This is a genomic window from Streptomyces sp. ML-6, from assembly GCF_030116705.1.
In the GTDB taxonomy this organism is placed as follows: Bacteria; Actinomycetota; Actinomycetes; order Streptomycetales; family Streptomycetaceae; genus Streptomyces.
This window is the reverse complement of the sequence record NZ_JAOTIK010000001.1, coordinates 4,237,111-4,262,599: the sequence shown is the minus strand read 5'-3', so window position 1 is coordinate 4,262,599 and position 25,489 is coordinate 4,237,111. Positions and strand designations below refer to the sequence as shown.

29 protein-coding genes are annotated in these 25,489 nt (G+C 70.1%); 8 read left to right on the top strand and 21 right to left on the bottom strand.

Annotated features, from left to right (window positions below):
- Positions 1–197 precede the first annotated feature (197 nt).
- The 3 genes from OCT49_RS18880 to OCT49_RS18870 are packed head-to-tail and all read right to left on the bottom strand — an operon-like array spanning position 198 to position 2,856.
- Entirely contained in the window at positions 198–1,061 is an 864-nt protein-coding gene (locus OCT49_RS18880; RefSeq protein WP_283853030.1) for a hypothetical protein, read from the bottom strand.
- On the bottom strand, positions 1,058–1,870 hold the full coding sequence (locus OCT49_RS18875; RefSeq protein WP_283853029.1) for a hypothetical protein: 813 nt from the start codon (positions 1,868–1,870) through the stop codon (positions 1,058–1,060). The genes OCT49_RS18880 and OCT49_RS18875 overlap by 4 nt, the downstream gene beginning before the upstream one ends.
- The gene (locus OCT49_RS18870) at positions 1,867–2,856 is read right to left on the bottom strand and encodes a hypothetical protein (RefSeq protein WP_349632792.1); all 990 of its coding nucleotides are present in this window, start codon (positions 2,854–2,856) and stop codon (positions 1,867–1,869) included. Before OCT49_RS18870 ends, OCT49_RS18875 begins: the two co-directional genes overlap by 4 nt.
- Before the next feature lie 139 nt (positions 2,857–2,995).
- On the opposite strand from OCT49_RS18870, the gene OCT49_RS18865 reads away from it, so the two are divergent.
- On the top strand, positions 2,996–3,358 hold the full coding sequence (locus OCT49_RS18865) for a DsrE family protein (protein ID WP_148837141.1): 363 nt from the start codon (positions 2,996–2,998) through the stop codon (positions 3,356–3,358).
- A gap of 123 nt (positions 3,359–3,481) precedes the next feature.
- On the opposite strand, the gene OCT49_RS18860 is transcribed toward OCT49_RS18865, so the two are convergent.
- From OCT49_RS18860 to OCT49_RS18830, 8 genes are all read right to left on the bottom strand, one after another.
- A complete protein-coding gene (locus OCT49_RS18860) occupies positions 3,482–3,739 on the bottom strand; it encodes a DUF3099 domain-containing protein (RefSeq protein WP_283853028.1) in 258 nt (85 codons plus the stop codon).
- A 121-nt stretch (positions 3,740–3,860) separates the two neighbouring features.
- Complete coding sequence (locus OCT49_RS18855) at positions 3,861–4,148, bottom strand: DUF1416 domain-containing protein (RefSeq protein WP_148837139.1); 288 nt, start codon at positions 4,146–4,148, stop codon at positions 3,861–3,863.
- A gap of 49 nt (positions 4,149–4,197) precedes the next feature.
- Positions 4,198–5,043 (bottom strand): sulfurtransferase, encoded by an 846-nt coding sequence (locus OCT49_RS18850; RefSeq protein WP_283853027.1) that lies wholly within the window; start codon positions 5,041–5,043, stop codon positions 4,198–4,200.
- A gap of 158 nt (positions 5,044–5,201) precedes the next feature.
- On the bottom strand, positions 5,202–5,297 hold the full coding sequence (locus OCT49_RS40120; protein WP_353785486.1) for a putative leader peptide: 96 nt from the start codon (positions 5,295–5,297) through the stop codon (positions 5,202–5,204).
- Positions 5,298–5,644: 347 nt separating this feature from the next.
- Positions 5,645–6,334, bottom strand: a complete 690-nt coding sequence (locus OCT49_RS18845; protein WP_283853026.1) for an LmeA family phospholipid-binding protein — start codon at positions 6,332–6,334, stop codon at positions 5,645–5,647.
- A 130-nt stretch (positions 6,335–6,464) separates the two neighbouring features.
- Positions 6,465–7,943 (bottom strand): hypothetical protein, encoded by a 1,479-nt coding sequence (locus OCT49_RS18840; protein ID WP_283853025.1) that lies wholly within the window; start codon positions 7,941–7,943, stop codon positions 6,465–6,467.
- 10 nt (positions 7,944–7,953) lie between these two features.
- Entirely contained in the window at positions 7,954–8,208 is a 255-nt protein-coding gene (locus OCT49_RS18835) for a MoaD/ThiS family protein (protein WP_283853024.1), read from the bottom strand.
- 41 nt (positions 8,209–8,249) lie between these two features.
- Positions 8,250–9,239 (bottom strand): alpha/beta hydrolase family protein, encoded by a 990-nt coding sequence (locus tag OCT49_RS18830; protein ID WP_283853023.1) that lies wholly within the window; start codon positions 9,237–9,239, stop codon positions 8,250–8,252.
- Between the two features lie 336 nt (positions 9,240–9,575).
- Here OCT49_RS18830 and OCT49_RS18825 point away from each other — a divergent pair, with 336 nt between their 5' ends.
- From OCT49_RS18825 to OCT49_RS18805, 5 genes are all read left to right on the top strand, one after another.
- The gene (locus tag OCT49_RS18825) at positions 9,576–10,397 is read left to right on the top strand and encodes a winged helix-turn-helix transcriptional regulator (RefSeq protein ID WP_283853022.1); all 822 of its coding nucleotides are present in this window, start codon (positions 9,576–9,578) and stop codon (positions 10,395–10,397) included.
- Between the two features lie 92 nt (positions 10,398–10,489).
- A complete protein-coding gene (locus OCT49_RS18820) occupies positions 10,490–11,533 on the top strand; it encodes a LacI family DNA-binding transcriptional regulator (protein ID WP_283853021.1) in 1,044 nt (347 codons plus the stop codon).
- Positions 11,534–11,657: 124 nt separating this feature from the next.
- Positions 11,658–12,797, top strand: a complete 1,140-nt coding sequence (locus OCT49_RS18815; RefSeq protein ID WP_283853020.1) for a S1C family serine protease — start codon at positions 11,658–11,660, stop codon at positions 12,795–12,797.
- A gap of 109 nt (positions 12,798–12,906) precedes the next feature.
- On the top strand, positions 12,907–13,641 hold the full coding sequence (locus OCT49_RS18810; RefSeq protein WP_283853019.1) for a response regulator transcription factor: 735 nt from the start codon (positions 12,907–12,909) through the stop codon (positions 13,639–13,641).
- Positions 13,638–15,059, top strand: a complete 1,422-nt coding sequence (locus tag OCT49_RS18805) for a sensor histidine kinase (protein ID WP_283853018.1) — start codon at positions 13,638–13,640, stop codon at positions 15,057–15,059. The genes OCT49_RS18810 and OCT49_RS18805 overlap by 4 nt, the downstream gene beginning before the upstream one ends.
- Before the next feature lie 137 nt (positions 15,060–15,196).
- On the opposite strand, the gene OCT49_RS18800 is transcribed toward OCT49_RS18805, so the two are convergent.
- The 6 genes from OCT49_RS18800 to OCT49_RS18775 all read right to left on the bottom strand — a co-directional run bounded on the left by OCT49_RS18800 (position 15,197) and on the right by OCT49_RS18775 (position 19,337).
- A complete protein-coding gene (locus OCT49_RS18800) occupies positions 15,197–15,706 on the bottom strand; it encodes a DinB family protein (protein WP_283853017.1) in 510 nt (169 codons plus the stop codon).
- 116 nt (positions 15,707–15,822) lie between these two features.
- A complete protein-coding gene (locus tag OCT49_RS18795) occupies positions 15,823–16,716 on the bottom strand; it encodes a phosphatidylinositol-specific phospholipase C (RefSeq protein ID WP_283853016.1) in 894 nt (297 codons plus the stop codon).
- A gap of 676 nt (positions 16,717–17,392) precedes the next feature.
- Positions 17,393–17,680, bottom strand: coding sequence for a hypothetical protein (locus OCT49_RS18790; RefSeq protein ID WP_283853015.1), 288 nt, complete (start codon positions 17,678–17,680; stop codon positions 17,393–17,395).
- A 513-nt stretch (positions 17,681–18,193) separates the two neighbouring features.
- Entirely contained in the window at positions 18,194–18,640 is a 447-nt protein-coding gene (locus OCT49_RS18785; RefSeq protein WP_283853014.1) for a hypothetical protein, read from the bottom strand.
- Positions 18,641–18,804: 164 nt separating this feature from the next.
- On the bottom strand, positions 18,805–19,020 hold the full coding sequence (locus OCT49_RS18780; protein ID WP_283853013.1) for a hypothetical protein: 216 nt from the start codon (positions 19,018–19,020) through the stop codon (positions 18,805–18,807).
- On the bottom strand, positions 19,017–19,337 hold the full coding sequence (locus OCT49_RS18775; protein WP_283853012.1) for a DUF6507 family protein: 321 nt from the start codon (positions 19,335–19,337) through the stop codon (positions 19,017–19,019). The genes OCT49_RS18780 and OCT49_RS18775 overlap by 4 nt, the downstream gene beginning before the upstream one ends.
- A 631-nt stretch (positions 19,338–19,968) precedes the next feature.
- On the opposite strand from OCT49_RS18775, the gene OCT49_RS18770 reads away from it, so the two are divergent.
- On the top strand, positions 19,969–20,727 hold the full coding sequence (locus OCT49_RS18770) for a MerR family transcriptional regulator (protein ID WP_283853011.1): 759 nt from the start codon (positions 19,969–19,971) through the stop codon (positions 20,725–20,727).
- Between the two features lie 116 nt (positions 20,728–20,843).
- Here OCT49_RS18770 and OCT49_RS18765 read toward each other — a convergent pair whose 3' ends face one another.
- The 3 genes from OCT49_RS18765 to OCT49_RS18755 all read right to left on the bottom strand — a co-directional run bounded on the left by OCT49_RS18765 (position 20,844) and on the right by OCT49_RS18755 (position 22,647).
- The gene (locus tag OCT49_RS18765) at positions 20,844–21,251 is read right to left on the bottom strand and encodes a hypothetical protein (RefSeq protein ID WP_283853010.1); all 408 of its coding nucleotides are present in this window, start codon (positions 21,249–21,251) and stop codon (positions 20,844–20,846) included.
- A gap of 336 nt (positions 21,252–21,587) precedes the next feature.
- Positions 21,588–21,782 (bottom strand): DUF397 domain-containing protein, encoded by a 195-nt coding sequence (locus OCT49_RS18760; protein WP_283855851.1) that lies wholly within the window; start codon positions 21,780–21,782, stop codon positions 21,588–21,590.
- A 13-nt stretch (positions 21,783–21,795) separates the two neighbouring features.
- Entirely contained in the window at positions 21,796–22,647 is an 852-nt protein-coding gene (locus OCT49_RS18755) for a helix-turn-helix domain-containing protein (RefSeq protein WP_283853009.1), read from the bottom strand.
- Positions 22,648–22,891: 244 nt separating this feature from the next.
- Here OCT49_RS18755 and OCT49_RS18750 point away from each other — a divergent pair, with 244 nt between their 5' ends.
- Positions 22,892–23,359 carry an ATP-binding protein gene (locus OCT49_RS18750; protein WP_283853008.1) on the top strand — a complete coding sequence of 156 codons (468 nt, stop codon included), beginning with the start codon at positions 22,892–22,894 and terminating at the stop codon, positions 23,357–23,359.
- A gap of 162 nt (positions 23,360–23,521) precedes the next feature.
- On the opposite strand, the gene OCT49_RS18745 is transcribed toward OCT49_RS18750, so the two are convergent.
- Positions 23,522–25,363: a bifunctional metallophosphatase/5'-nucleotidase gene (locus tag OCT49_RS18745; RefSeq protein WP_283853007.1), complete on the bottom strand. Its 1,842-nt coding sequence runs from the start codon at positions 25,361–25,363 to the stop codon at positions 23,522–23,524.
- Positions 25,364–25,489 lie beyond the last annotated feature (126 nt).

Here is a 25,489-nt window from a genome sequence, read left to right as displayed (position 1 = left end):
TGGTACAGCTTCTTCACGCTCAGGCCGACGAAGGCGAGCACGCCGACGCAGACCAGGACCAGCAGGGCGGAGAAGAATGCCTCAAGCACGGGAACTCCTTGCAACGAGCGGTGGGGCAGCAGTACGGCCGGGGCCCAGCCTAATGGGTTGGGCCCCGGTCCGCCGGGCCGGGGCTTGCCCGGGACCGCCGGGGACGGTCAGCCCAGCAGCTGGTTCTGCAGGATCAGCGCCTGGTGGAACGGGACGCTCGGGGTGCCCTCCCGGCCCTTGCGGGACTGGACGACGAGGGCGAGCGTGTCGCCGGCGACCACGTGGCCCTGGCGGACCTGTGCCTCGCCGTACGGCTTCGCCTCGTCGTACACGTAGGACGAGGTGCCCGGCACCTTGCCGCCGCCGCTCCAGTCCTCGTCGAGCACCGTCTCGGGCGCCCCGGCGAGCGGCACCTCGGATCCGCTCGCGGTGATCGAGTCCATGAGGCCCTGGGCGAAGGCCGTCGAGTTGAACCGGACGAGATAGATCCGGGTCGATGTGCCGTCCGGCATGGTCCAGCCGCGCGCGGCGACGTGCCGCGGGGCCAGATCCTCGAGGATCTCCGTGAGGCCGGGGCGCTTGTCCTTCGCGTACTCGGAGAGGTACTGCTCCGTCTTCACCCAGCCGCCGTCGAGCTTCTTGTCCACGGTCGCCCCGGCCGGGGCGGGCAGCAGCAGGCGCCGCAGGTCGGCGTGGTGGATCTCGGCGACGTTGCCCTCGCTGTACGGGCGGGGCGCGCCGGCCGGGAGCGCGGGCAGGCTGAGCCGGGGGTAGTCCCAGCGGCCGTCGCTCCTGGTGGCCAGGCCGGGCACGTCGGTGCGTTCCATCGAAGTGATGCCGAAGGCCGTACCGGCACCGAGCCCCCCGAGGACCAGGGCCGCGACGGTCCATCGGGCGACGGCCCGCAGGACCCGCCGCGGCGGCTTCGGCCCCGGGGGTACGGGAGCGGCGGTGGCCCCGTCGGGCGCCGTGGGCGCGTCGGCTGCGGCGGGCTCGGTCCCGGCGGGCGTTTCCGTCGTCCGCTCGGTCATATGTACTCCCCCGGAGACGCGATGTGGTTGAGCTGGTCCTTCAGGAGTTCGGCGACGGCCGACCGGTCGAACGGCTTGGTGCCGGCCGCCGAGACGCTGATGCTCAGCTCACCGTCGTACGCGAAGCAGTTCATCGACGCGATGTCGTCGTCCTTGCTGCCCTTGCGCAGGACGTAGCACCTGGCGTTCTTCGTGTGCCCCTCGACCTTCGGCTCCTGGCGGAAGATGCCGATGGACTGCCAGAGGTCCGTGCTGAAGGCGTAGAGGTTCCGGACGGCCTTCTTGTCCTTCATCCGCGTGATCTCGGTGCTGATCATCAGGGTGTTGTCGTCATCGGTGTACGTGCGGACGGAGATGCCCTCGATGCGGAGTTTGTCGATCCGCTTCTCGTAGGCGCGACGCTCCTTGCCCGCGAGGCCCTGGGCGCTCTGCTTCATGGCGGCGGTCGCGCTCTTGCCGCTCCGCTCGCCGTCGTTGCCCAGCTCCCCCTCGTCGGGGCCGAGCCGGTAACCGCTCGGGACCGGCAGCAGCAGCTTGCTGAGCTCGGTGGAGGCCCGGCCCCGGGCCACGTCACCGGCCGGGTCCTTGCCCGGCTCGTGCGCGGGCTCCTTCCAGAGGCTGGTCGCTGCGCTGCGGTCGGCGCCGTCCACCGCGTTCTTGGTGTACGCGGCGGCGCCCCCGACCGCGGCGAGCACCAGCACGACGGGAAGCGCCACGAGGATCACCCGGCGCGCCCGGCCGGAGGTGCCGGGCGCGGGAGCGTCAGTGTTCTCGTCGGGTGCGCTCACCTGCGCGGTCACGTCGTTCACAAGCGCTCCAGCTGTCTCTCGGCCAGCGTCCGGATGTCCTTCTTCTTGATCGGCGCGGTGTCGTAGAGGTGGATGTCGACCGCGATGTCACCGCGGTACGCGGTGGCCCTGGCGTGGTAGACCGGCATGTAGCCCGGCTCCCGTTCGACCCCGTAGAGGTAGTAGCGGCCGTTGCCGCTGCCCTTGATCGCGTCGCCGTCGTTGCCCGCGCCCACGTCGGGTCGGGGCATGTAATCGAGCTGGCCCTCGACGAAGTCCTGGGCTCCCTGGACGGCCGACGGCCGAAACTGCACGAGATACGTCTCGGCGGTGCGGTACTGCCCACGCTTCCAGGTGGCGCCCGCGATCCGGCGTACGTCGTTCTCCAGGAAGTACTCGTACATGGAGCCCTCCTTCTCGTAGGAGCGGGCGTAGACGTCCGGGCTCAGCCAGCCGTCATGGATGGGCAGCGTCGATTCCCCGCCATTGCTCCAGCCCGCGGGCCTGTCCGCGATCAGCTTGCGCAGGTCGCCGTCCGTCCTGGCCCGGCGGTCCTGGGACGCGGGCAGCGGGTCGGGGGCCTTGCCCGGAGGCAGTGCCTTCGCCGGGTACGCCAGGTCGGGCTGCGACAGGGCGGGCAGCGGGGTCGGGGCGCGCCCGGCCTGCACGTCGTAGCCCACGGCGGTGCCGCCCGCGATGCCGAGTACCGCGGCGGCGGCGACGAGCAGCGCCGTACGCCCGCGCGGACGCTTGGCGACGGGCCCGGCGGCCGGTGCAGTGGCCGGTGCGGCATCGGGCTCGGCGCCCGGTACGACGACGGCCGGTGCGGCATCGGGCTCGGGAGCCGGTAAGGCTTCGGGCCCGGCGGCCGGTGCAGTGGCCGGTGCGGCTTCGGGCCCGGCGGCCGACTCGGCGGGGTGCCCGGCGGGCGGTGCGGTTTCGGGCTCGGCGGGTTGCCCTGCGGTCGGTACGGTTTCGGGTCCGGCGACCGGTGCGGCTTCGGGCACCGGTCTCTCAGAAATAGTGTTTTTCTGCTCCAATTGGGGTCCCCCCACGAGACCAGAGGCGCCGATTCCGTTATCCGCGCACACACCTGACCATCGTCGGGGGCCTGAGGTTGCCCGCCCGACGATTACAGTTCGGCATATGCCGAAGAAGCTCGTGATCAAGGTGACCGCAGGGGCCGACTCCGCCGAGCGTTGCTCGCAGGCGTTCACGGTGGCGGCGGTCGCCGTCGCCAGTGGTGTGGAGGTCTCGCTCTGGCTGACCGGGGAATCCGCGTGGTTCGCGCTGCCCGGGCGCGCCGCCGAGTTCGAACTGCCGCACGCCGCGCCGCTGCCGGATCTGATCGAGTCCGTCCAGGCGGGCGGCCGGATCACCCTGTGCACGCAGTGCGCGGCCCGTCGCGACATCACCGAGAAGGACGTCCTGGAGGGCGTGCGGATCGCCGGGGCCCAGGTCTTCGTCAGCGAGATCATGGCCGAGGACGTCCAGGCCCTCGTCTACTGACGGTCCGCGCCACTGCCGGGCAGTCCGCACCGCTGCCGGCGGTCCGTGCCGTGCCGCTGCCGGCGGTCCGCGCGGCTGCCGAGGGGTCGCGCCGCTGCGGGCCGGCGGTCCGCGTCGCGCCCGCTACCGCCGTTTCTTGCCGTCGAGCTCGTCCCACCACTCGTCGGACTGGGGATCGCCGGACGGATCGTCCCACCAGCGGTCCTCCGGCCCCCGCCGGTTGGCGATCATGGCCGCGACGGGCGGGATGACCATCGCGACGAGGCACATCGCTATCGCGGCGGGCATCGACCACAGCCTGACGAAGGACCAGGCCGACACGAAGAGGACGATGCACACACCCATCATCAGGAAGTAGCCACGCCGGCGTCGGGCGTACATACCACCAGCGTAGGCCCGATCCCCACCCGCGCGAGCCTGGGCAGCACGAGGGGCCGCACCCCGCACAGGAAGGCGTCCAACCCCCTGGGGTACGGCCCCTCGGCCGGTTCGTGGCGCGGGTCTAGACCGCGATCGCGACCTCGGAGAGGCCACCGGTCTGCGCCACGACCGTGCGGTCGGCGCTGCCGCCGGGGACCAGGGCGCGCAGCGTCCAGGTGCCCTCGGCCGCGTAGAAGCGGAACTGTCCGGTCGCCGAGGTCGGGACCTCGGCGGTGAACTCGCCGGTCGAGTCCAGCAGGCGCACGTAACCGGTGACGGGCTCGCCGTTGCGGGTCACGCTGCCCTGGATGGTGGTCTCACCGGGCTTGATGGTCGAGGCGTCGGGGCCGCCGGCCTTTGCTCCACACATGTGTTTCGTCCTTCGGGTCGGAAGTCGTACGGGTCCGGGTCGTGCGGAGTTACTTGTTGGCGCCGAGCTCGATCGGCACGCCCACCAGGGAGCCGTACTCGGTCCACGAACCGTCGTAGTTCTTGACGTTCTCCTGGCCGAGCAGCTGGTGCAGCACGAACCAGGTGAGGGCGGAGCGCTCGCCGATGCGGCAGTACGCGATGGTGTCCTTCGACAGGTCGACCTGCTCGGCCTCGTAGAGGGCCCTGAGCTCCTCGTCCGACTTGAAGGTGCCGTCGTCGTTGGCGTTCTTCGACCACGGGATGTTGCGGGCGGTCGGCACGTGGCCGGGGCGCTGGGACTGCTCCTGCGGGAGGTGCGCCGGGGCGAGCAGCTTGCCGCTGAACTCGTCGGGCGAACGCACGTCGACCAGGTTCTGGTTGCCGATCGCCTTCACGACCTCGTCGCGGTAGGCGCGGATCGACTCGTCCTGCGGCTGGGCCTTGTACTCGGTGGCCGGGCGGGACGGGATCTGGTCGCCGTCGACCAGGTCGCGGGAGTCGAGCTCCCACTTCTTGCGGCCGCCGTCGAGCAGGCGGACGTCACGGTGACCGTAGAGCTTGAAGTACCAGAACGCGTAGGACGCGAACCAGTTGTTGTTGCCGCCGTACAGGACGACGGTGGTGTCGTTGCCGATGCCCTTCTCGGACAGCAGCTTCTCGAAGCCGGCCTGGTCGATGAAGTCACGGCGGACCGGGTCCTGGAGGTCCTTGGTCCAGTCGATCCGGATCGCGTTCCTGATGTGGTTCTTCTCGTACGCCGAGGTGTCCTCGTCGACCTCGACGAGGGCGACCTGCGGGTCGTCGAGGTGGGCCTCGACCCAGTCGGCGTCTACCAGGACGTCACTGCGGCTCATTCTGTTCTCCTCCGGGGCAGTCTGCGGCGAGATGATGCGAGACGGTGCGTGATGCGGATGTACGGGGGCGCGGCGTGCGGCACACGTACAAAGGCGTCGGGAAAGGCCCTGACGTCGTCGAAGGGCCGGGGAAGACGCGGGGTGCCTGGGGCTCCCGCTCAGACAGTGCGACAGAGCATGGCGGCGACGCGGCACAGGTCCACTGCCCGCCGCTTCGTGAGATCCGCCCGTCCCCGCTGTGGGAGACCGCCCATGGAGCACTGCATGGGACCGATCGTAGGGAGGCGCGGGCGGCCGTGTCACCGTCGTGTCGAATGCTGAGACGCGATCGTCCGGGATTCGAGACTCGGACGGGGTTGCGGCGGCCCCGGCCGTCCGCCCCGACCGCCGCCCGGCAGCGACCACCCGAGGGCCGGACATGGCCGTCTCACTATGTGGCCCCGGGAGGCATGGAGGGCCGCGAAGTTCTTTTTGTACCGTTACGTTCTTGCGTTCGTACGTGTTCGTCGAGGACGCCGGGGCCACCCAACAGGCTGCCGGCCGGTTCTCCCGGCCGGTTCTCCCAGCCGGTTCTTCCGGTCAGCTCTTCCGGTCGGTTCTCTCAGCCGGCGAGCCGGACGTCCGTGCCCGTCACCGAGATCTCCACGCCGTCCCGGGTCGGCTGGATCTTCTGCAGCTTCAGACCGCTCGGCAGACCGCCGATCTCCCGGTCGAAGTCGGTCTTCTTGCGCACCAGGTCCTCCAGCCCGGGAATGCCCTCGCCCGGGACCTTGTCGGCGCGCACCCGCAGGGTGCGGCCGTCGATCAGGGTGACGCTGGAGAGCACGCTGCGCGACATCGGGCGGCCGAGGAGGTCGACCGTGCCGGTCACCTTCACCTTGCCGTCGCCGCCGTACTCGACGGCCACGCCGTCGCTGGCCGCCTTGGTGAGGTCCTCGTACGAGATGACGGCGGTGCCCGTGGCGCGGGCGGCGGTGGCGGCGGAGTAGTTGCCGGACAGCTGCACGTCGTGCAGCGCGGCGTTCATCCGGTCGATCCGGAGCCGACGGCCGTTGGCGTCGGTCTCGATGCCGATGATCTCCACGTCGACCTCGTCGAGGTTCTTCCCGACGAGCTGGGTCAGGAAGGGGAAGCCCCCGATGGAGACGTCCGTCGAGCCGATCGTGGCGCCGGGGACCTCGATCCGCCCCTCGACCTCCGACTCCGCGAAGTACACCGCCGCCCGGTCCACGGCGGTGAGAATCCCGCCCAGGACCAGCACGATGACCAGCAGTATTCGCAGTGCACGCATGCCCGCTCTTCCCCCACCCTGCAATCCGGCCGAACCCCTCACGCCCCACGCGTCACGAAACGTGCGCGGCGCCCCGGGTGATCGACGAGCGGAAACCCCTCTTCGGTTCCCGGGGCGGTACCGGCCGGTGCTACAGGAGCGCGCGGCCGAGCAGGTAGACGGCGGGGGCGGCGGCGGTGAGCGGCAGCGCCACCCCGGCGGTCATGTGGACGAAGCGCGACGGGTAGTCGTAGCTCGCCACCCGCAGCCCGATCAGCGCGCACCCGCCCGCCGCGAGGCCGAGCAGCGCACCCTTCGTGCCGAGGTCGGTGAAGGTGCCCGCCGCGGCACCGGCGCCCCCGGCGGCGAGCAGCGCCACCACGACCGAGGCCGGTCCGGGCAGCGGCAGCGCGCGGACGACCACGGCGGCCGCGACGGCGATCGCCCCCGCCGTCACCGCGTCCGGGACCGCCGCGAGGTGCCCGGCGGCCAGCACCGCGAGGGCGGCCGAGGCGACGGTGGCCATCAGCCCGTACATCCGGTCGTCGGCGCTCGCCCGGCTGCGCAGCTGGAGCACCACGGTGAGCAGCACCCAGACGCCGAGGGTGCCGAGGATGGCGGCCGGGCCGTTCTCCCGGCCCGCGGCGAGCAGCGCGACGTCGGCGACCAGACCGCCCGCGAACGCGAGCATGATGCCCTGCCGGGCCGGCCACATGCCGTTGAGCCGGAACCAGCCGGCCGCGGTCACGGCCTGGAGCAGCACCAGCGGCACGACCAGGGCGTACTGGCCGATCGCGGCGCCCAGGGCGAGCAGCAGCCCGAGCCCCGCGGTGATCGCGGCGGGCTGCATGCCCGGCGCGATGATCGGCGAGCGGCCCTCGGCGCGGGCCCGCTGGGCGGCGGTGACACGGCTGTTGCCCAGGGTGGTGGGGGCGCCGTAGCCGGCGGCGTCGAGCAGGGACTCGGAGGGCACGACGGCGGGCGCACCCGTCTCCCCCGAGGGGGAGGCGGGCGGTGCGGCCGGCACCTCGGGAGGCAGCGGGTACGAGCCCGAGGCGCCCTGCGGCGGCAGATAGGCGGTGGTCTCCGCGGCGGCCGGAACGGGCTGTGCGGGCTGTGCGGGCTGCGTGCGGGGGATGGTGGGCTGGTACTGGGTGTCCCAGGTCTGCCCCTCCCAGGTCTGCGCGACACCGGGATCCTGCGGCTCCTGGGCCCCGCCCGGCTCCTGCCCGTACCCGGTCGGCCACACGGAACCGTGACCCCCCTGAGGCATCTGAGACGCCTGGTTCGGGTGGTACGGGGCCTGGGGCGCCTGAGGTGCCTGGTTCGGGTGGTACGGGGCCTGGGCCCCGTACGGGTCCTGGCCGCCGTGGGAGGGGGCGCCGTGGGACGGGCCACCGTACTGCCCGCCGTACGACTGCTCCCCGTACTGCTGTCCGCCGTACGACTGGTGCTCCCCGTACGACTGGTGCGTGCCGTACGACTGGTCGTCGGGCCCGGGGGTGCCGTGCCCGGGGGTGCCGTACGGCTGCCCGCCCTGGTACTGCCCGCCGTGGGACTGCCCGGTGCCGGGCCCGTAGCCGTGGCCCGGGTCCTGTCCGTACGGATACTGCTGATCGTTGCTGCTCATGTGCTGCGGTTCACCCTCCTGCGAACGGCGGGAGCACCTCGACCGTGCCGCCCTCGGCAAGGCGTACGGTCTCATGGCTTCGGGTCCCGACGGGGTCACCGTCGACCAGGAACGAGCACCTCCGCAGCACTCGGGTGAGCTCTCCGGGGTGCCGTTCGCGCACCGCGTCGAGCGCCTCGGCGAGGGTCGCGGCTGTGTACGGCTCCTCCGCGGCCCCGGCGGCGGCCCTGGCGGCGGCCCAGTAGCGGATCGTTCCCGCAGGCATGGCGGCGTTCCTCTCGTCTCGCGTCGGCTGTCCATCATCGGTCACGGCGCCACCGCCCAGTCGGCGATGCGGGTGAGCAGGTCCTCGTCCGCGGCGTTCTCCGCGTGCCCCATGCCGCGCTCCAGCCACAGCTCCGCGCCGTCCCCCGCCGCGTCGGCCAGCATCAGGGGGTGGTCCAGCGGAAAGTACGGGTCCCGGTCGCCGTGCACGACCAGCAGCGGTCTCGGGGCGATCAGCCCGGCTGCCCCGACCGGCGGGAGCGGGACCGGGTCCCACTCGTCGCGGTCGATCCTGGTGCGCAGCCCGTAGCGGCCGACCAGCCGCCCCATGGGCCGGGTCACCACCCAGTGCACGCGGCGCATCGGGGCCGTCCCCCGGTAGTACCAGCGGGCGGGGGCGCTCACCGCCACCACCGCATCCGCGTGCGCCTCCGGATGCGCCGTGGTGCGCCCCTCGCGCTTCCCGGTGCCACCGGCGCCACCGATGCCACTGACGCCACCGATGCCACTGACGCCACCACCGGGGCCTGCGGCTTCCCCGCCGTCCCCCGTCCGCTCCCGGTACAACGCCCCGTGCCGCACCACCACGGAACCGCCCATCGAGAACCCGACGGTCACCACCCGCCGGTGCCCGAGCGACCGCGCCCACTCCACCGCGGCGGCCAGGTCCAGCACCTCCCGGTCGCCCACCGTCGACCGCCCGCCGGACCCGCCGTGCCCCCGGAACGAGAAGGTGACCACGGCCGCGCGCCGGGCGAACACCCCGGCCGCACGCCGCACCGCCGGCCGGTCCACCGAGCCGGTGAAACCGTGCGCGACCACGATCGCGGTGCCGCCGGCAATACCGTCGGCAGTACCGCCGCCAGTACCGTCGAAGGATGTTTCCGCAGCGCCCCGGGTATTCGCCGCGCACGGCTCGTACACGGCCTCGATACGCACTCCGTCATCGGTCCGCAATACCGTCCGCGCCGGAGTTCGCGTGATCAAGGGAACAGCGGAACCCGGAAATCGTCCCTCGGACACAGAACTCATGTGGGCTATTCTGCTGGGAAGAGGATCCGGGCAAAGCAGCCCCCGGGTCCTTTTGCGCTTTCCAGGCGTTGTTACGGCGACGTTTCCACAAGCTCAGCGGTCCGGGAACCCGGGACCGCACCGGCAGGAACCGTATGGCGGACGTCATGACGGACGCCGTACGGGAGGCAGGACGAGAAGCCAGCACCGAACGTACGAAGAAGTGCCGCATACTCCCCCGGGCCCCGGCCCGGGAGTGCCCCTCTCGCAGGGAACGAGGAGGATCGACGTAATGGGCGAGCAAGGCGAGCGAAACGTGCACGATCATCGACCGACGACCCGGGCAGGTGGGCGCCGATGAGTTCACTGCTGCTCCTGACGAACGCGCTCCAGCCGTCGACGGAGGTGCTTCCGGCGCTCGGCCTCCTGCTGCACAACGTGCGGGTGGCCCCGGCCGAGGGCCCCGCGCTGGTGGACACCCCGGGTGCCGACGTCGTCCTGATCGACGGGCGCCGCGACCTGCCGCAGGTGCGGTCGCTGTGCCAGCTGCTGCGGTCCACCGGGCCGGGCTGTCCGCTGCTCCTCGTCGTGACGGAGGGCGGTCTCGCGGCCGTCACCGCCGACTGGGGCATCGACGACGTGCTGCTGGACACCGCGGGACCGGCCGAGGTCGAGGCCCGGCTGCGGCTGGCCACCGGCCGGCAGCAGATCGGCGCCGACGACTCCCCGATGGAGATCCGCAACGGTGACCTGTCGGTCGACGAGGCGACGTACAGCGCGAAGCTGAAGGGCCGGGTCCTGGACCTGACCTTCAAGGAATTCGAGCTGCTCAAATATCTGGCGCAGCACCCCGGCCGGGTCTTCACCCGCGCCCAGCTGCTCCAGGAGGTCTGGGGCTACGACTACTTCGGCGGCACCCGTACGGTCGACGTGCACGTGCGGCGGCTGCGCGCCAAGCTCGGCCCCGAGCACGAATCGCTGATCGGCACGGTCCGCAACGTCGGCTACCGGTTCGTCGCGCCCGAGAAGGTGGAGCGCGCCGCCGAGGAGAGCCGTGCGGCCGAGGAGGCCCGCGCCTCCGAGGAGACCGCGGGCAAGGAGACCGGAACACGGACCGGAACCCGGACCGCGGCGGGGGCCGGGGCGCGGGCCTCGGCGGGGCCGCCACCGGCCCCGTAACCCGTTCGGAGCAGCCGCGGACGGCCGGGGCCGCGGAGAAAGCCCCGGTCCGGCCTGCCACGTGACGGGTCCATCCGCGTAGACTGCCGCGCGTGGCCAAGGTGACGCGGGACGATGTGGCGAGACTGGCGGGTACGTCGACAGCGGTCGTCAGCTACGTCATCAACAACGGACCCAGGCCGGTCGCCCCGGCCACGCGCGAGCGGGTGCTCGCCGCGATCAAGGAGCTGGGTTACCGGCCCGACCGGGTCGCCCAGGCGATGGCGTCGCGACGGACCGACCTCATAGGAATGATCGTGCCGGACGCCCGGCAGCCGTTCTTCGCGGAAATGGCGCACGCGGTCGAACAGGCCGCCGCCGAGCGCGGGAAAATGGTGCTGGTCGGCAATTCCGACTACCGCGACGAGCGCGAGGTCCACTATCTGCGGGCCTTCCTCGGCATGCGGGTCTCCGGGCTGATCCTGGTCAGCCAGGGCCCCAGCGAGCGGGCGGCGGCCGAGATAGAGGCGTGGGACGCCCGGGTCGTGCTGCTGCACGAGCGGCCGGAGGCGATCGAGGACGTCGCGGTCGTCACGGACGACATCGGCGGCGCCCAGCTCGCCACCCGGCACCTGCTGGAGCACGGCAACGAGTACGTGGCGTGCTTCGGCGGCGTGGAGTCCACCCCGGCGGTCGGCGACCCGGTCGCCGACCACGTCGAGGGCTGGCGCCGGGCGATGCACGAGTCGGGGCGCTCGACGGAGGGCCGGCTCTTCCAGGCCCCGTACAACCGCTACGACGCCTACCAGGTGGCGCTGAAGCTGCTCTCCGGGCCGGACCGGCCGCCGGCCATCTTCTGCTCGACGGACGACCAGGCCATCGGGGTGCTGCGGGCCGCGCGCGAACTGCGGATCGACGTGCCGGGCGAGCTCGCGGTGGCGGGCTTCGACGACGTGAAGGAAGCCGGGCTGACCGATCCGCCGCTGACGACGGTCTCCTCGGACCGGCCCGCGATGGCGCGGGCGGCGGTGGATCTGGTGCTCGACGACTCGCTGCGGGTGTCGGGCTCGCGCCGCGAACGGCTGAAGCAGTTCCCGTCCGCGCTGGTGGTGCGGCGCTCGTGCGGCTGCGGGGAACCGACGGCCCCGCAGAGCTGACCCGTACCGGGCACGGGTGTGCCCGGTACGGCCCGCGGGTCCTTACATCGGACATACGGGCTTCTGCCGGGCTTCTCAGGGCACGCTCAGGTTTCTCTCATCTTCGCCGGACACGCTCATACGCATGACAGAGAGCCAGCGCCCGAGCGGCGAGTACCCGACGTACCCCTCGTACGGCAACGGCGACGCGTCCTACCCGCCGCCGGCCCACCGGCCCACGGAGCCGATCGCGACGGGCCCCGGCACCACCGTGTGGCCCGGTCCGGGCAGCTCCGGCGGGCACGGTGGTCACAACGGTAACGGCGGTCACGGGGGGGAGAGCGGGCCCAGTGGCGAAGGCTCGGGTCCGAGCCCGGTACCGGCCCGGCGCCGGGCCCGGCGGCCGGTCGCCCTGCTGACGGCCGTGGCGATCGTGGCGGCGGTCGTCGGCGGCGGCACCGCCGCCGCCGTCGCCCAGCTCACCGGCGCCGGCACGACCACCACGAGCAGCAGCGGCGTCGTCCCCGGCACCACCGTCTCGCAGAGCAACAAGGGCAGCGTCGCCGGAGTCGCCGAGGCCGTGTCGCCGATGATCGTGGAGATCACCGCGACCTCGGCGGCGGGCGAGTCCACCGGTTCCGGCGTCGTCATCACGTCCGACGGCGAGGTCGTCACCAACAACCACGTCATCTCCGGCGCCTCCTCGATCGAGGTGCGGCTCAGCACCGGCCGGACGTACCCCGCGGAGGTCGTCGGCACCGACCCCGACAAGGACCTCGCGCTGATCAGGCTCCAGGGCGCGAGCGGGCTGAGGACGGCGACGCTGGGCGACTCCTCGAAGGTGGCGGTCGGCGACCAGGTCGTCGCGATCGGCTCGCCCGAGGGTCTCACCGGCACCGTCACCAGCGGCATCGTCTCCGCCCTCGACCGCGACGTCACGGTCACCAAGGACGACGACCACGGCCGGGGACAGGGGCAGCGGCAGGGCGGCCAGGAGCAGTGGCCGTTCGAGTTCGGCGGGCGGCAGTTCAACGGCGAGACCGGCGAGTCCACCACCACGTACAAGGCCATCCAGACCGACGCCTCGCTCAACCCCGGCAACTCCGGCGGCGCGCTGATCAACATGAACGGCGAGGTCATCGGCATCAACTCCGCGATGTACTCGGCGGGTTCGTCCGGCGGGTCGAGCAGTTCGGGCGCGGGCAGCGTGGGCCTCGGCTTCGCCATCCCCGTGAACACGCTCAAGGCCGACCTCGACACCCTGCGGTCCGGCGAAGGCTCCTGAACTCCTGAGGCGACGGCCGTGCGAGGCTGAGAGCGAAGGACCGGTAGGACCGGTAGGACCGGTAGGACCGGACGGCCGTACGTACGGAACGAGAAGAGGACCACGAGCGATGAGCCCCGCCGAAGACGATCCGCAGCGCATCCTGATCGTCGACGACGAGCCCGCCGTGCGCGAGGCCCTGCAGCGCAGCCTCGCGTTCGAGGGCTACGGCACCGAGGTCGCCGTCGACGGCCTCGACGCCCTGGCCAGGGCGGAGACGTACGCCCCCGACCTCATCGTCCTCGACATCCAGATGCCGCGGATGGACGGCCTGACCGCCGCCCGCCGGCTCCGTTCCGCGGGCACCACCACCCCCATCCTGATGCTCACCGCCCGCGACACCGTCGGCGACCGGGTCACCGGTCTCGACGCGGGCGCCGACGACTACCTGGTCAAGCCCTTCGAGCTGGACGAGCTCTTCGCCCGCATCCGGGCCCTGCTGCGCCGCAGCTCCTACGCGGCGCCGGCGGCCGGCGCCGGCGCCCCCGACGCGAACGTGCTGGCCTTCGCGGACCTGCGGATGGACCTCGCCACCCGCGAGGTCACCCGGGGCAGCCGCAGGGTCGAGCTGACCCGTACCGAGTTCACCCTGCTGGAGATGTTCCTGGCCCACCCGCGCCAGGTGCTGACCCGCGAGCAGATCCTCAAGGCGGTGTGGGGCTTCGACTTCGAACCGAGCTCCAACTCCCTGGACGTGTACGTGATGTACCTGCGCCGCAAGACGGAGGCGGGCGGCGAACCGAGGCTCGTGCACACCGTGCGGGGCGTCGGTTACGCGCTCCGCACCGGCGGCGGTGACGGATGACCGGGATCCTGCGCCGGTTCCGCGCCCGTCCGCTGCGCACCCGGCTCGCCCTGCTGGTCGCGGCAGCGGTGGCGGTCGCGGTGACGGCGGTCGCGGCGTCGTGCTGGTTCATGGTGAAGGTGCAGCTGGAGAACCAGCTGGACGCCTCACTGCGCGACACCCGGGTCGACAAGCGCTACCTGACCGAGCTGTACACGTACTGCCGGGGAACCACCCAGCTCCCACCTCAGCCCTACTCCGGCTTCACCGTCCAGATCGTCGACTCCCAGGGCACGGTCTGCATCGCGCCCGGGGCGGCCCAGCTGCCGGTCACTGGTACGGACCTCGCCGTGATCGGCCACGAGCGGGCGGACACGCTGCACTGGGCGACCGCGGCCGACGGGGCGCGGATGCGCGTGTACACCACCCCGCTGCGGGTCTCGCAGGGGCTCGGCCTGCCCGACATGGAACTGGCCCTCTCCCTCGCCCGCCCCGTCAGCGAGGTCGACCGGCCCCTCTCCACCCTCGCCTGGGTGCTCCTGGCCGTCTCCGGCATCGGGGTGGTCGGCGCCGGTGCGGCCGGCCTCTGGGTCGCGCGCACCGGTCTGCGCCCCGTGGACCAGCTGACCCGGGCCGTCGAGCACGTGGCCCGCACCGAGGACCTGACCGTCCGCATCCCGGTCGAGGGCGAGGACGAGATCGCCCGCCTCTCCCTCTCGTTCAACTCGATGACCGCGTCCCTGGCCAGCTCCCGCGACCGTCAGTCCCAGCTGATCGCGGACGCGGGGCACGAACTGCGCACCCCGCTGACCTCGCTCCGCACCAACATCGAACTCCTCGCCCGCAGCGAGGACACCGGCCGGGCCATCCCGCCGGACGACCGCCGGGCCCTGATGAAGTCGGTCAAGGCACAGATGACCGAGCTGGCCGCGCTCATCGGCGACCTCCAGGAACTGTCCCGCCCCGACGCGGCGGGCCCCGGCCCGCTCCAGGTCGTCGCCCTGCACGACATCGCGGACACCGCCCTGGAACGCGCCCGGCTGCGCGGCCCCGAACTGACGATCAGGGCCGACCTGACCCCCTGGTACGTACGGGCCGAACCGGCCGCGCTGGAACGTGCGGTGGTCAACGTCCTGGACAACGCGGTGAAGTTCAGCCCGCCCCGCGGCACGATCGAGGTCGCCCTGCGCGACGGCGAACTGACCGTGCGGGACCACGGCCCCGGCATCCCCGCCGACGAACTCCCCCACGTCTTCGACCGCTTCTGGCGCTCCCCGTCCGCCCGCCAGCTCCCCGGCTCCGGCCTCGGCCTGTCGATCGTGGCCCGCACGGTCCAGCAGGCGGGCGGCACCGTCGCGCTGCGCCCGGCGGAGGACGGCGACGGCACCGTGGCGGCGATCCGCCTCCCGGGGGCACCCCAGCCACCGCCGCAGTTGTGAGACCGGGACGACGGGGGGTGGTCGACTCGGGTGGATCCTGCTGGTCAGTAGAAACAAAAGCGCTCTGCGCCGGGGCCGGCGCCTCCCCGGCCGGGCCGTTTCAGCCCCGGCACCCCCTGGGCCTCACTCCCCGGGCCTCACGCGCCCACGGTCCCGTCGACGCCTTCCCGCAGGAAGTCCGCGTGCCCGTTGTGGCGGCCATACTCCAGGAGCACGTGCACCATCACCATCCGCAGCGACACCTCCTCGTCCCACCTCGGCTGGTACCCGGGCCGGTCCAGGGACTCGGACTCCCGCTCGATGCGGCGCGAGTTCTCCACCTCGGCCTCCCAGGCGGCGAACGCCTCGTCACGCGTCGAGGTGCTCGCGTCGTAGGCCGCCTGGAAGTCGGTCACGTCGGACCAGACCAGGGGAACGTCGTGGTCCTCGAACACCCGGCGGAACCAGGCGCGCTCCACCTCCGCCATGTGCCGCACCAGACCGAGCAGCGAGAGCGTGGAGGGCGGCATCGACTGCTGCCGCAGTTCCTCGTCGGTGAGCCCCTCGCACTTCATGGCGAGAGTGGCCCGGTGGTAGTCGAGGAAGGCCCGCAGCATGTCGCGCTCGCTGCCGAAACGGGGCGGCCCCGTCCGATGGTCGCTGGTCACTGGTGTGCTCCTCGTCCGTGTCCGTCTTCGGAGCCAGTATCCGCTTCCACCGTTCCCCACCACGCCCCGCCCGGAAAGTGTGCTCCCCTGGTACTCAGCACTCGGTAACTCGTCGCTCAATTGCCCGGGTTGTGCCGGATCAGTGACTCCACCAGGCCGGACCGAGTGGCGGGGAAGTCCAGCGGGACGATCCCGAGCCCGGTCCAGCCCGCCGCCTCCGAGCCGTCCAGGAAGGAGTGCACCTGCGGGTTGAGCCGGTCGGCGTTCCAGCGCGGCGGGAGCAGGGCGGCCGTGCTGACGTAGTTCATGTACAGCTTCCCCGGCTGCCGGGCCGCCTTGCGGAACTGGTCCTCGATCTTGGGGTACTTGGCGAACGGCTCCGCCATGTAGTCGTCCTGGATGTCGAAGAGCGCCGGGTCGGCGTAGCGGACGCCGGGCAGACCGGCGTTGTCCGCAAGCAGCACGACCTTGCCGCGGGCCCCGCCCAGCGAGGGCAGCGCACCGTCGATGCGGAAGAGCGGGCGCCAGCCCCGGTTGTCGAGGTAGTCGTCGAAGACCGCCCGGAACGTCGCGTCGCTCTCCTCCGAGTACTCCTGCTTGACCCGCATCAGCACGGTCTCGGTGGGGTGTGCGGCCAGGAAGTCCCAGCAGGCGCCCAGCACGTCACCGAACATCAGGTTCTGGTACGCGGCCCCGTGATGGATCGCGAACGAGCCGCCGGTGACCCGGCACCGCACGTCGAGGAAGCGGATGCCGCTGTTCAACTGCTCGGCGATGGTGGTGTTCTGGCACTCGGTCCAGGGCCCGCCGTAGCGGGCGCCGGAGTCGTGCGAGCCGGGAATCGTGAGCGCCCGCAGCTCGGTGCCGTCGGGGACGGCGGCCATCCAGTCCTGAGTGGTGAAGACCCGACGGCCGTCGGCACCCGCGGAGCCCGTACCGACGAACACGGTGGCGGTGGCGGCGAGAGCACCGGCCAGGAAGTTCCGGCGCGTGGCGGTGTACGGGCTCATGCGGGGGTGCCTCCGTCTGCCGGGGGGTCGGACCCAGGGATTATGGCGGGTGCACGTCACAACGGGAATGGGGCCGACGCCGGTCCGGGAACCGGGGCACTCGCAAGATTGCGGACCGCGCACAGCCGATGCGACCGAACCCCGGAGCATGAGTGAACTTCGAGTACCGGTAGGGGATCTCGAAACCGCCCCAGACCTCCGAGGCAACGCCGTCACGGTCGAAGCATCCGCCGATTCCGGTTTCCGTCGGCTCACCGAAACAGGTCGGGTCGCCCGGGCCGGTCTCCGAGCCGAGCGCTTCCGAGATCTCACGAAGGGCAGTAGCCGGCCGCGGAACATTCGCTGTGTGCAGAGCGGGCTGGGTACGGCCTTTCAGATCGCACGACACCCAGGCACCGGATAACGTCACAAGGCTGACGCCGACATGGTCGAGAAGCGCCGAGGCTCCGAGCAGGAACGGGTCTCCCCTCACGGACGTCATCACCGCTCCTGACGATCAGGCCGCCGCTCTCGACATGGGCGGAGACGCTCCCGATGCGCGCGGGGCGCAGTGCGACCCCGATCTGAACGGCCAGTCGCTGCGCAATATCCGCCGGAGGCGACGTCACGCCGATTTCAAACCCCCCGGGAACAGGTAACTGTTCGACTTTCCGACCTCATGACTTTAATTCGCTGACTAACCGGGCGGCAGTGGCTGCTCCGGTGCATCATTGAACAAATAATCACACATGTCGCGAAGATGGGCTTGCAGGGTTTCTCGGTCGGGAAATTCAATATCAGCCAGTTGCTCGTATTCGGCCGACCCGAAGGAGTCATCCGAAATGACCTCCTCGAATCCTGTACGAATCAAATCAACGTAAGAATCACTGAAGCTCAACAAAGTGAGCCTCAGATCACCATTCGCCTCATATCCCCGCTCAAGACCCAGGTTCACCCTGATGAAATTCTTGAAACGCGCTTCCATAAAAAAACTTTCTCTACGGATGCCGACCGGGGGCCGGGTTGGCGAACACGGCGTGCAGGCGGTACTGCCCGTCGGGCAGCAGTCGACATACGGGCACGATGGTTCCACCCTCGAAGTCCGCCGGTCTGCGTTGTCAAAATGTGTCGCGAACGCGCCGACCCGGTGCATGCCACCTGTCACACCGTCCATCGCAGTACCGGTCAATGGGCCAACGTTCGAGGCCACAGAACTTTCCGGATGCGGTGATTTCGGCAATTTCACGTCCAGCTTGGTGATTGGCCAGGTTGTTCAAGGCCCGTTCAAGGTCGTCGGACTTGACGTCGGGGTGACGTAGTTGATCACGGATCTGCGACTCTGTATCGCCACCGCGTCCAAGGGGGCCCAAGAGGTCGTGTGACTTTTCCCAGCCGCTGAAGTTATCGAAAACATCGACAGCGGATCCACTGAGTTCATTGCCACCCGCCCCACATACACCGCTGCTGCCACCTCTGGCGGGAAGATCATGGAAGGTTGTCAACCAACATTGGGCGTAACGTGCAGCACCGCTTCCGCATTTGCGATCATGCGCCCGATCTCAATGGGAAGATTCTCGAATTCTTCCATTACCACATCGTAGGGCTCCACGCTGTACGCGCACCCATCCAGCCCTTCGGCCTCGATGACGTAGCGATATCCGATCGGTGAACTCTGATCGGCGAGTTTCCTCCATGCCGCCCCGTGTTGCAGCACCAGGAAATCGCCGAGGTACGACGTCAGATCCGTATGAAGGGTGATCCAGTCCGATTGCTCGAACTCATCCAGAGGCAACCGATCCACGTAGTTCTGAATCCCAGGCAGAAGCACTAGTGGATCTTTCGAGTATCGCTCGGACGTCAAGCCGAACATGGCTGCCAGAGAAACGGCGTTGCGATGAGCCCCCTCCGCCCATTCCGAAACCTCTGCATCTTCCGCACTCTGCATGATTTTTTTTCATCCTTCAGCGCCTCGAAGCTGATCTAATTCAGTCGCCGTCCACCTTCACCCGGAAGGCCACCGCGTCCCGCTTCAGCTCCTTCAGCCGCTCCACCAGTGGAAACGCATCGTCCGAGTACGTGCTCAGCGCCCCGGCGATCACGCCCAGGTCCTCACTGAGCGACCGGGCCGGTCGTCGCGAACAGCCGCTCCGCCTCCGGCGCCCTGTAGAAGGCGCTCAGCCCGCCGAAGCTGCGGTGCACGTCCCCGGCCGCCTCCGCGATCCTCGCCCCGTGCCCGGACAGGGCCGTCACCTGGGTGTCCAGCAGCGCCAGGTCACCGGTGAAGACGGGTATGCCGACCGGGTCGACCGGTCCCGGCCCGCTCACCGCCCCTCCCCGCCACGCCTGAGCAGGTCCAGCCGCACCGCCCGTGCCGCGTCCTGCGCGTGCTCGGCCGCCTCCAGATCCCCCCGGCAGTACGCCCCCGTCGCCTCCGCCGCCCCCAGCACCGACGCCTCCGTGCGCTCGGCCATCGACCGGAAGTCCCGGTCACGCCCTTGCAGGAACTCGCCCAGCGCCGCGGCCACCGGCCCCATCGCCGCCCGCGACAACGGCGCCCGCCCCGGGGCGACCGGACCCTGCACAGGGGTGGACGCCTGCGCGCCCGGCACCGCCGTCCCCGCCGCCCGCGCCGCCTCCAGCATCGCCGTCAGGGCCTTCTACAGATCACCCGCATGCCCGCCGACCACCTTCAGCCAGCCCTGAACCCCCTGCGGCCTGATGTCCCACCCCACCACGGCAAGCCCCCCTGCCTCTCGTCCCCGCGATCCCGGCCCCACGCATGGCGAACAACCGTTCGCATGGTCATCTCTATCAACCCTGACGTCGCTGGTGCAATCAGCAAACCGCCAATCGGCCAACTATGACCGACAGCAGGCCCCTACAAGTGCCACTCCTGCACCTTCACCCCGCACGCGACCCGATCGACCTGCTATGCCTCACGGGACGTTCGCAGTCGCCACGCTTCCGACCGCCGATTCGCCACCACGGCTACTCCGACGGCAGATCCTCGGCAAGTGCAGGAAAGTCTGGCTCTGCTCACGAGAGACGACAGCGTTTCTACAGGGCTTCGGGAGGCACCTGGACCCTGAGCAGGGCCCATATGTTCACGAGTTCTGGCAGCGGGCGGAGACTGGTCCGTCGGGCAGTGTGGACCGTGTCTGTTCGATTGCGAGGATCTTGGCTCGCGGGGTTGAAGTTGCCGTTGCGGCAGCTTCTACCGTCGTGACCAGGGCCGGAGAAACCGGCCCGGCGACACACGTGCAGGGAGTCGTGATGGACTGGCCGATCGAGGAGGTCGCCCGGATGTCGGGCGTCACAGCCCGGACTCTGCGTCATTACGGCGAGACGGGTCTGCTGCCGCCGGCTCGAATCGGGGCCAACGGGCGCCGCTACTACGAGGAGTACCAGCTCATGCGGCTGCAACAGATTCTCGTGCTGCGGGCGCTGGGTGTCGGGGTGCCGGAGATCGGCCGGATCCTGTCAGAACAGGTCGACGAGGTGGATGCCCTGCGGGGCCACCACCAGCGCCTCCTCGCTGAACGGGACCGGCTCGACACACTGGCCGGCACCGTTTCCCGCACGATCGCCGAACTGGAGCAGTCCAGGAAGGACGGCAACCCCATGACCATCAACCGCCCGGAGAACCTCTTCGAGGGCGTTCAGCCCTCCCACTACGAGGAGAACATGCGCGCCTTCCCCGAACTCGCCGAAGAGATCGGGCGACGTGCCGACACGATGAGCCAGTCCGACGCGGACGCCGCGCACCGCGAGCGCACCGCGCAGATGATCCGGCTGGCCGAACTTATGGCGGCGGGCCACCCGGCCGACGCCGACCCGGTCCAGGCCGAGATCGATGCCCAGTACCGAGCACTGACCGAACTGCGTGCCGTCTCTGCCGAGGACTACCGGGCCATCGGACGCTCCGTCGTCGACAACGAGACGTGGCGGGCGGCATACGAGGCCGTCGTTCCCGGCCTGGCGACATACCAGCGCGACGCCATCGAGGCGTACGCGGCCACCCGGCTGAACTGAGACACGACCAACCGCCATCCGGGGAAGCCCGCGATGGCGGTTGGTCGTGTCAGACGAGCCAGCGATGTTCGATCCCGAGGACCGTCCGCGGCCGCCTCCACAGGGTGCTGCCGTTCTCATGAACAACGACTTCCCTCACGAAAGACCTCCTTCCAACGAGCTGAACAATCGCTGTCGGAAGACGTGAACAAAGCCAGAAAGTCGAAGCCCGGGCGTACGGTCCACTCGATCCAGGCGTCGCCACAGCTCAACGAGAAGCCGCAGGGCTCACCCCGGTGGAGGGCCCCGATGGCGCCGACGCAGCCGCCACCGTCGACCCAGCTCAGCGCGCGGTGGCGTTCGAGCGGGGACAGCCCGGCGGTCAGGGCCCGCACATTCAGCCGGATGAAACGGATCGCCTCGGCGGGATCGAGTGCCGCATGCCGGGACACCTCGGCGCTCTCGTCCGCCTCCATCGTCCGGTAGGTGACCCGCTCGCACCAGAACACGCGTGTCGCGGACGGTAAGGATTGCCGGTCGAGCACGGGATGTCTCCTGACGCCCCATCGGAACCGCCCCGCGTCCGCAACCGGCGTGACGAGCCGCGAGCGCGGGGCGATCCTTCGAAACCCCGCCCAACTGGCGCAGAGCTGAACGGGGTTGCGCATCGCGGGCACAGCCCGCCAAGGGCCGGTTCGGCCGGAGACGCATCACGAAGCTAGCGTTTTACGCGAGAGCGTTTCAAGTGTTTGACGTCTAACGGGTGAGGCCATTACACCCGGAACATGAAACTCGGCCACCCAATCCAAGCCACCCTCATACGCAACAGGCGGCTCCCATCTGCGCCGATGGGAACCGCCTGGTAGCGAGAGCGCTAGAGATCAAGCCAGATCGTCGAACTCGCCCTCCTTCGCACCGCCCAGGAAGGCGCGGAGCTTCGCGCGGGTCGTGCGGATGATCACGTCGGGGTTGTCACTCTCGCGCATCAGGATCTCGCCGCCGTGCTCGGCCAGCTCAAGGCAGTTGTTGCCCTCGGCATTCGACGACTTCGACGACTTTCGCCACTGGATTTCGATTGTTCTCACGCCTTCATACTTGTAGTGCGATGGTACGAATGAAGTCCCGCGTCTTCTCCGGATCGAGAGAACGCTCTTCGGTACGATTCAGAGCGACCCGCCAGTTCTCAAGGCTTGTTTCAGCGTCCAGGAACTTCGATCCGGTCGAGGTATCCGTCTGCACTGTGTCGAGTTGAGGCACAGGACCGTAGAGGTATTGTGCCGAACTGTTGGCGTGCGGGAAACCGCCCGCCGCGAAGGGGATCGCGCGGACGATGACGTTGTCCCGCTCCGACTGGAGCAGCAGATAGTCGAGTTGGCTGCGCGCGATGGCGGAGCCGCCGTAGGTCATCCGCAGCGCAGCCTCGTGGACCAGGAACACGCAGCGGGGCTGGTCCACCCGATCGAGTACGTCCCGGCGCTTCAGCCGATGGGAAAGCAGGCGCCGTTGACGCGTCGGGCTCGGCGGTGGGACGGCCTCCGCGAACACGGCCCGCGCATAGTCCTCGGTCTGGAGCAGCCCGGGAATGTGCATGATCTCGATCGACCGGATACCGACGGCATGATGCTCCAGCTCGGCCAGGTCCAGTGGGTCGCTGGTGAATTCGCCCCGGTAGTCCTCCCACCAGCCGTTTATGCGTTCCCGCGCCATCTCTGCGAGCGCATCGATGTAAGCCTTGTCGGAGCAGCCGTAGTGTTCGGCCCAGGTACGAACCCGCTCCGTACTGACACCGAACCGCCCGGACTCGATGTTGCTCACCGTGGTGCGGTCCGTGCCGAGCATGGCCGCCGCCTCGGTGAGCGAAAGCCCTGTGCGCTCCCGCATCTTGCGCATCTCGGTGCCGAGCCGGCGTTGCCGCGCCGTGGGCGCCTTCCTTGATGGCATCAACTTCTCCTCTCCCGGGTCAGTGTGGACCGTTACCCACCGAGACGCACATCGTTCATGACATTACACAGATGCGTCCAACGCGTGAGGTGCATCGGCTATGGTCGCCTCACCTCGCGTCGCACGCCGGTGAACCCGAAGTGCAGCTGTGCACAGGTGCGTTGAGTCATGCCCGTACACGGCCATCGCCACGGACGACGAGTGACGCACACCCGTTCACACCGCACCGCGTTGGGAGAACGACATGTCCCACGGCCATGGCCACGCCCCCGCCCACTCCGCACCGCCGGACCCGCAGGGCGGCGAGATCTACCGGCTCGTCCTGCCGAACACGTCCGGCGCCGCGAAGCTCTCGCGGGACTTCCTCTCGTCCCTGCTGCCCCTCAGCAGACACTGCGGCCTGGTCGACGATGCGCGCCTGTGCGTCACGGAAGTCGTCACCAACGCCCACCGCCATACGCGTACGCCCCTGATCCGGGTCCGGGTGACCGTCCAGCGCAAGCAGGTCACCGTGTCCGTCGCGGACGACGACCACTGGGCCCTGCCCGAGCCCCCGGCCTTCCGCGAGGTGCGTGGTGAACAGGAGGGCGGGCGGGGTCTGTTGCTCGTGGAACGGCTGGCGTTCGCCTGGGGGATGACCGTGCTGGGCGGCTGCTTCCCGTACCGGAAGGCGGTCTGGTTCACGCTCGCCCGGCCCGGGGCGGCGCCCTGAGTCGGCCGGGCCGGGGCGGGGCGGCGCCCTGAGTCGGCCGGGCCTGGTCGGTCGGGACGCGGGAGGGGGCCCGTACAAGCACCCGGAAACGCAGAAGAGCGGTGGGTCCGCCGACCCACCGCTCTTCCTCACCCGCGTACGGGAGTCACTGGGATCACCGCATCACTGGATGACCGTGATCCGGTCCGCCGCCGGCGGGGCCAGCGGGGTCTCGGCCGTGGAGTGGGCCGCCAGGTAGGCGTTGAACATGTCCAGGTCGGAGGCGCCGACCAGCTTGTTCGTGCCCTCGCCGAGCGCCGCGAAGCCGTCGCCGCCACCCGCCAGGAACTCGTTCATGGCGACGCGGTAGGTCTTGGCCGGGTCGATCGCCTCACCGTTGAGCTCGATGGTGTCGGTGACCACGCGGTCCGCGCCGGACTTCGTCATGTCCAGGGTGTAGGTGAGGCCCTTCGACACCTGGAGGATCTTCGGGCTGGCCTCGTTGGAGCCGCTGACCTGCTGCTGGAGCGCGGTGATCAGCTGGGCGCCGGTCAGGTCGACGACGTTCATCATGTTGGTGAAGGGCTGCACGGTGAAGGCCTCCCCGTACGTCACCACCCCGTCGCCCTCGGCGCCGCTCGCCTTGTGGACCAGGTCCGCGCGGATGCCGCCCGGGTTCATGAGGGCGACGACCGCCCCACCCTTGTCCGCCGGGGCCAGGCCCTCCAGCTGGGCGTCCGCGATCAGGTCGCCGAGCGGCTTCTCCAGGGCGGTGGAGCCGCGGCCGTTGATGTCGGCGCCGATGTAGCCCTGCGGCTTGTTCGCGATGGGCGCCGCGAGGGCGTTCCAGCGGGCGATCAGGGCCGTCATGTCGTTGGCCCTGGGCTGGTCCCGGGTGACGACGTGGTTCGCCGACCTCGGGTTCTTCGCACCGGCCGACTTCACCGACGTACGGACGATGTCCTTGGTGCGGCGGTCGTAGGTGAGCGTCGTTTCGGTGTAGAGCTTGCCGAACGAGGACGCCGAGGTGACCATGCGCGGGTTGCCCGCCGGGTCCGGGATGGTGCAGACGTACGCCTGGTGGGTGTGGCCCGTGACCAGCGCGTCGACCTTGGGCGTGATGCCCTTGGCGATCTCCGTGATCGGCCCGGAGATGCCGTCACCGGGGCCGGAGCTGTCGCAGTCGTAGTTGTACGAGGTGGAGGCCGGGGCCCCGCCCTCGTGGATCAGCGCGACGATGGACTTGACGCCCTGCCGGTTCAGTTCCTTGGCGTACTTGTTGATCGTCTCGATCTCGTCGTGGAACTTCAGGCCCTTGACGCCGTTGGCCGTGACGATGTTCGGCGTGCCCTCCAGGGTCACCCCGATGAAGCCGATCTTGACGCCCTTCTTCTTCCACACCGTGTACGGCTTGAGGATCGGCTTGCCGGTCCTCTCCTTCGTCACGTTGGCGGCGAGGTAGGGGAAGTCGGCGCCGCCGAACTTCTTGCCCTTCTCGTAGCAGCCCTCGTCCGGGTGGCAGCCGCCGTTCTGGAGGCGGGACAGCTCGGTGGCGCCCTCGTCGAACTCGTGGTTGCCCACGGTCGTCACGTCGAGGTCGATCTTGTTGAGCGCCTCGATGGTCGGCTCGTCGTGGAAGAGACCGGACAGCAGCGGGCTGGCGCCCACCATGTCACCACCGGCCGCGGTGATCGAGTACGGGTGCCCCTTGCGCGCGGTGCGCAGCGAGGACGCGAGGTACTCGACGCCACCGGCCGGGATCGCCTTGGTCGTGCCGTCTGGCTGCGTCTCGGTGACCGTGCCCGCCGAACCGGCCGGCGGCTCCAGGTTGCCGTGCAGGTCGTTGAAGGACAGCAGCTGTACGTCGACGGTACGGCCCTTGTGGTGCCCGTGGCCGTGGCCGTGCCCATGGCGGTCCTGGGCTCCGGCGGGCATCGCGGCGACGAGCGCGCCGACCGTGGCGAGCCCGGCCGCGGCGGCGAGCACCCGCCGGGACGCGCGGTTCTTCTGCGGTGTCGCTGACATCGGTCCCCTTGTGAGTTCAGCGGGAGGTTCGAAGGTGGTGACGAGTCTGGAGACTTCGTGCCGCAGCCTAGGGTCAACGCGCGTAGCGCGACAGGTGTTCGGGGTTACGAACTGGTTGCCATGCGG

Bases quoted from the DNA above. Each gene is read 5' to 3' on its own strand.
- OCT49_RS18880 (WP_283853030.1), bottom strand. From the start codon at position 1,061: ATGACCGAGCGGACGACGGAAACGCCCGCCGGGACCGAGCCCGCCGCA.
- OCT49_RS18865 (WP_148837141.1), top strand. From the start codon at position 2,996: ATGCCGAAGAAGCTCGTGATCAAGGTGACCGCAGGGGCCGACTCCGCC.
- OCT49_RS18860 (WP_283853028.1), bottom strand. From the start codon at position 3,739: ATGTACGCCCGACGCCGGCGTGGCTACTTCCTGATGATGGGTGTGTGC.
- OCT49_RS18855 (WP_148837139.1), bottom strand. From the start codon at position 4,148: ATGTGTGGAGCAAAGGCCGGCGGCCCCGACGCCTCGACCATCAAGCCC.
- OCT49_RS18850 (WP_283853027.1), bottom strand. From the start codon at position 5,043: ATGAGCCGCAGTGACGTCCTGGTAGACGCCGACTGGGTCGAGGCCCAC.
- OCT49_RS40120 (WP_353785486.1), bottom strand. From the start codon at position 5,297: ATGGGCGGTCTCCCACAGCGGGGACGGGCGGATCTCACGAAGCGGCGG.
- OCT49_RS18845 (WP_283853026.1), bottom strand. From the start codon at position 6,334: ATGCGTGCACTGCGAATACTGCTGGTCATCGTGCTGGTCCTGGGCGGG.
- OCT49_RS18840 (WP_283853025.1), bottom strand. From the start codon at position 7,943: ATGAGCAGCAACGATCAGCAGTATCCGTACGGACAGGACCCGGGCCAC.
- OCT49_RS18835 (WP_283853024.1), bottom strand. From the start codon at position 8,208: ATGCCTGCGGGAACGATCCGCTACTGGGCCGCCGCCAGGGCCGCCGCC.
- OCT49_RS18830 (WP_283853023.1), bottom strand. From the start codon at position 9,239: ATGAGTTCTGTGTCCGAGGGACGATTTCCGGGTTCCGCTGTTCCCTTG.
- OCT49_RS18825 (WP_283853022.1), top strand. From the start codon at position 9,576: ATGAGTTCACTGCTGCTCCTGACGAACGCGCTCCAGCCGTCGACGGAG.
- OCT49_RS18815 (WP_283853020.1), top strand. From the start codon at position 11,658: ATGACAGAGAGCCAGCGCCCGAGCGGCGAGTACCCGACGTACCCCTCG.
- OCT49_RS18810 (WP_283853019.1), top strand. From the start codon at position 12,907: ATGAGCCCCGCCGAAGACGATCCGCAGCGCATCCTGATCGTCGACGAC.
- OCT49_RS18805 (WP_283853018.1), top strand. From the start codon at position 13,638: ATGACCGGGATCCTGCGCCGGTTCCGCGCCCGTCCGCTGCGCACCCGG.
- OCT49_RS18795 (WP_283853016.1), bottom strand. From the start codon at position 16,716: ATGAGCCCGTACACCGCCACGCGCCGGAACTTCCTGGCCGGTGCTCTC.
- OCT49_RS18790 (WP_283853015.1), bottom strand. From the start codon at position 17,680: ATGGAAGCGCGTTTCAAGAATTTCATCAGGGTGAACCTGGGTCTTGAG.
- OCT49_RS18785 (WP_283853014.1), bottom strand. From the start codon at position 18,640: ATGCAGAGTGCGGAAGATGCAGAGGTTTCGGAATGGGCGGAGGGGGCT.
- OCT49_RS18775 (WP_283853012.1), bottom strand. From the start codon at position 19,337: ATGCTGGAGGCGGCGCGGGCGGCGGGGACGGCGGTGCCGGGCGCGCAG.
- OCT49_RS18770 (WP_283853011.1), top strand. From the start codon at position 19,969: ATGGACTGGCCGATCGAGGAGGTCGCCCGGATGTCGGGCGTCACAGCC.
- OCT49_RS18755 (WP_283853009.1), bottom strand. From the start codon at position 22,647: ATGCCATCAAGGAAGGCGCCCACGGCGCGGCAACGCCGGCTCGGCACC.
- OCT49_RS18750 (WP_283853008.1), top strand. From the start codon at position 22,892: ATGTCCCACGGCCATGGCCACGCCCCCGCCCACTCCGCACCGCCGGAC.
- OCT49_RS18745 (WP_283853007.1), bottom strand. From the start codon at position 25,363: ATGTCAGCGACACCGCAGAAGAACCGCGCGTCCCGGCGGGTGCTCGCC.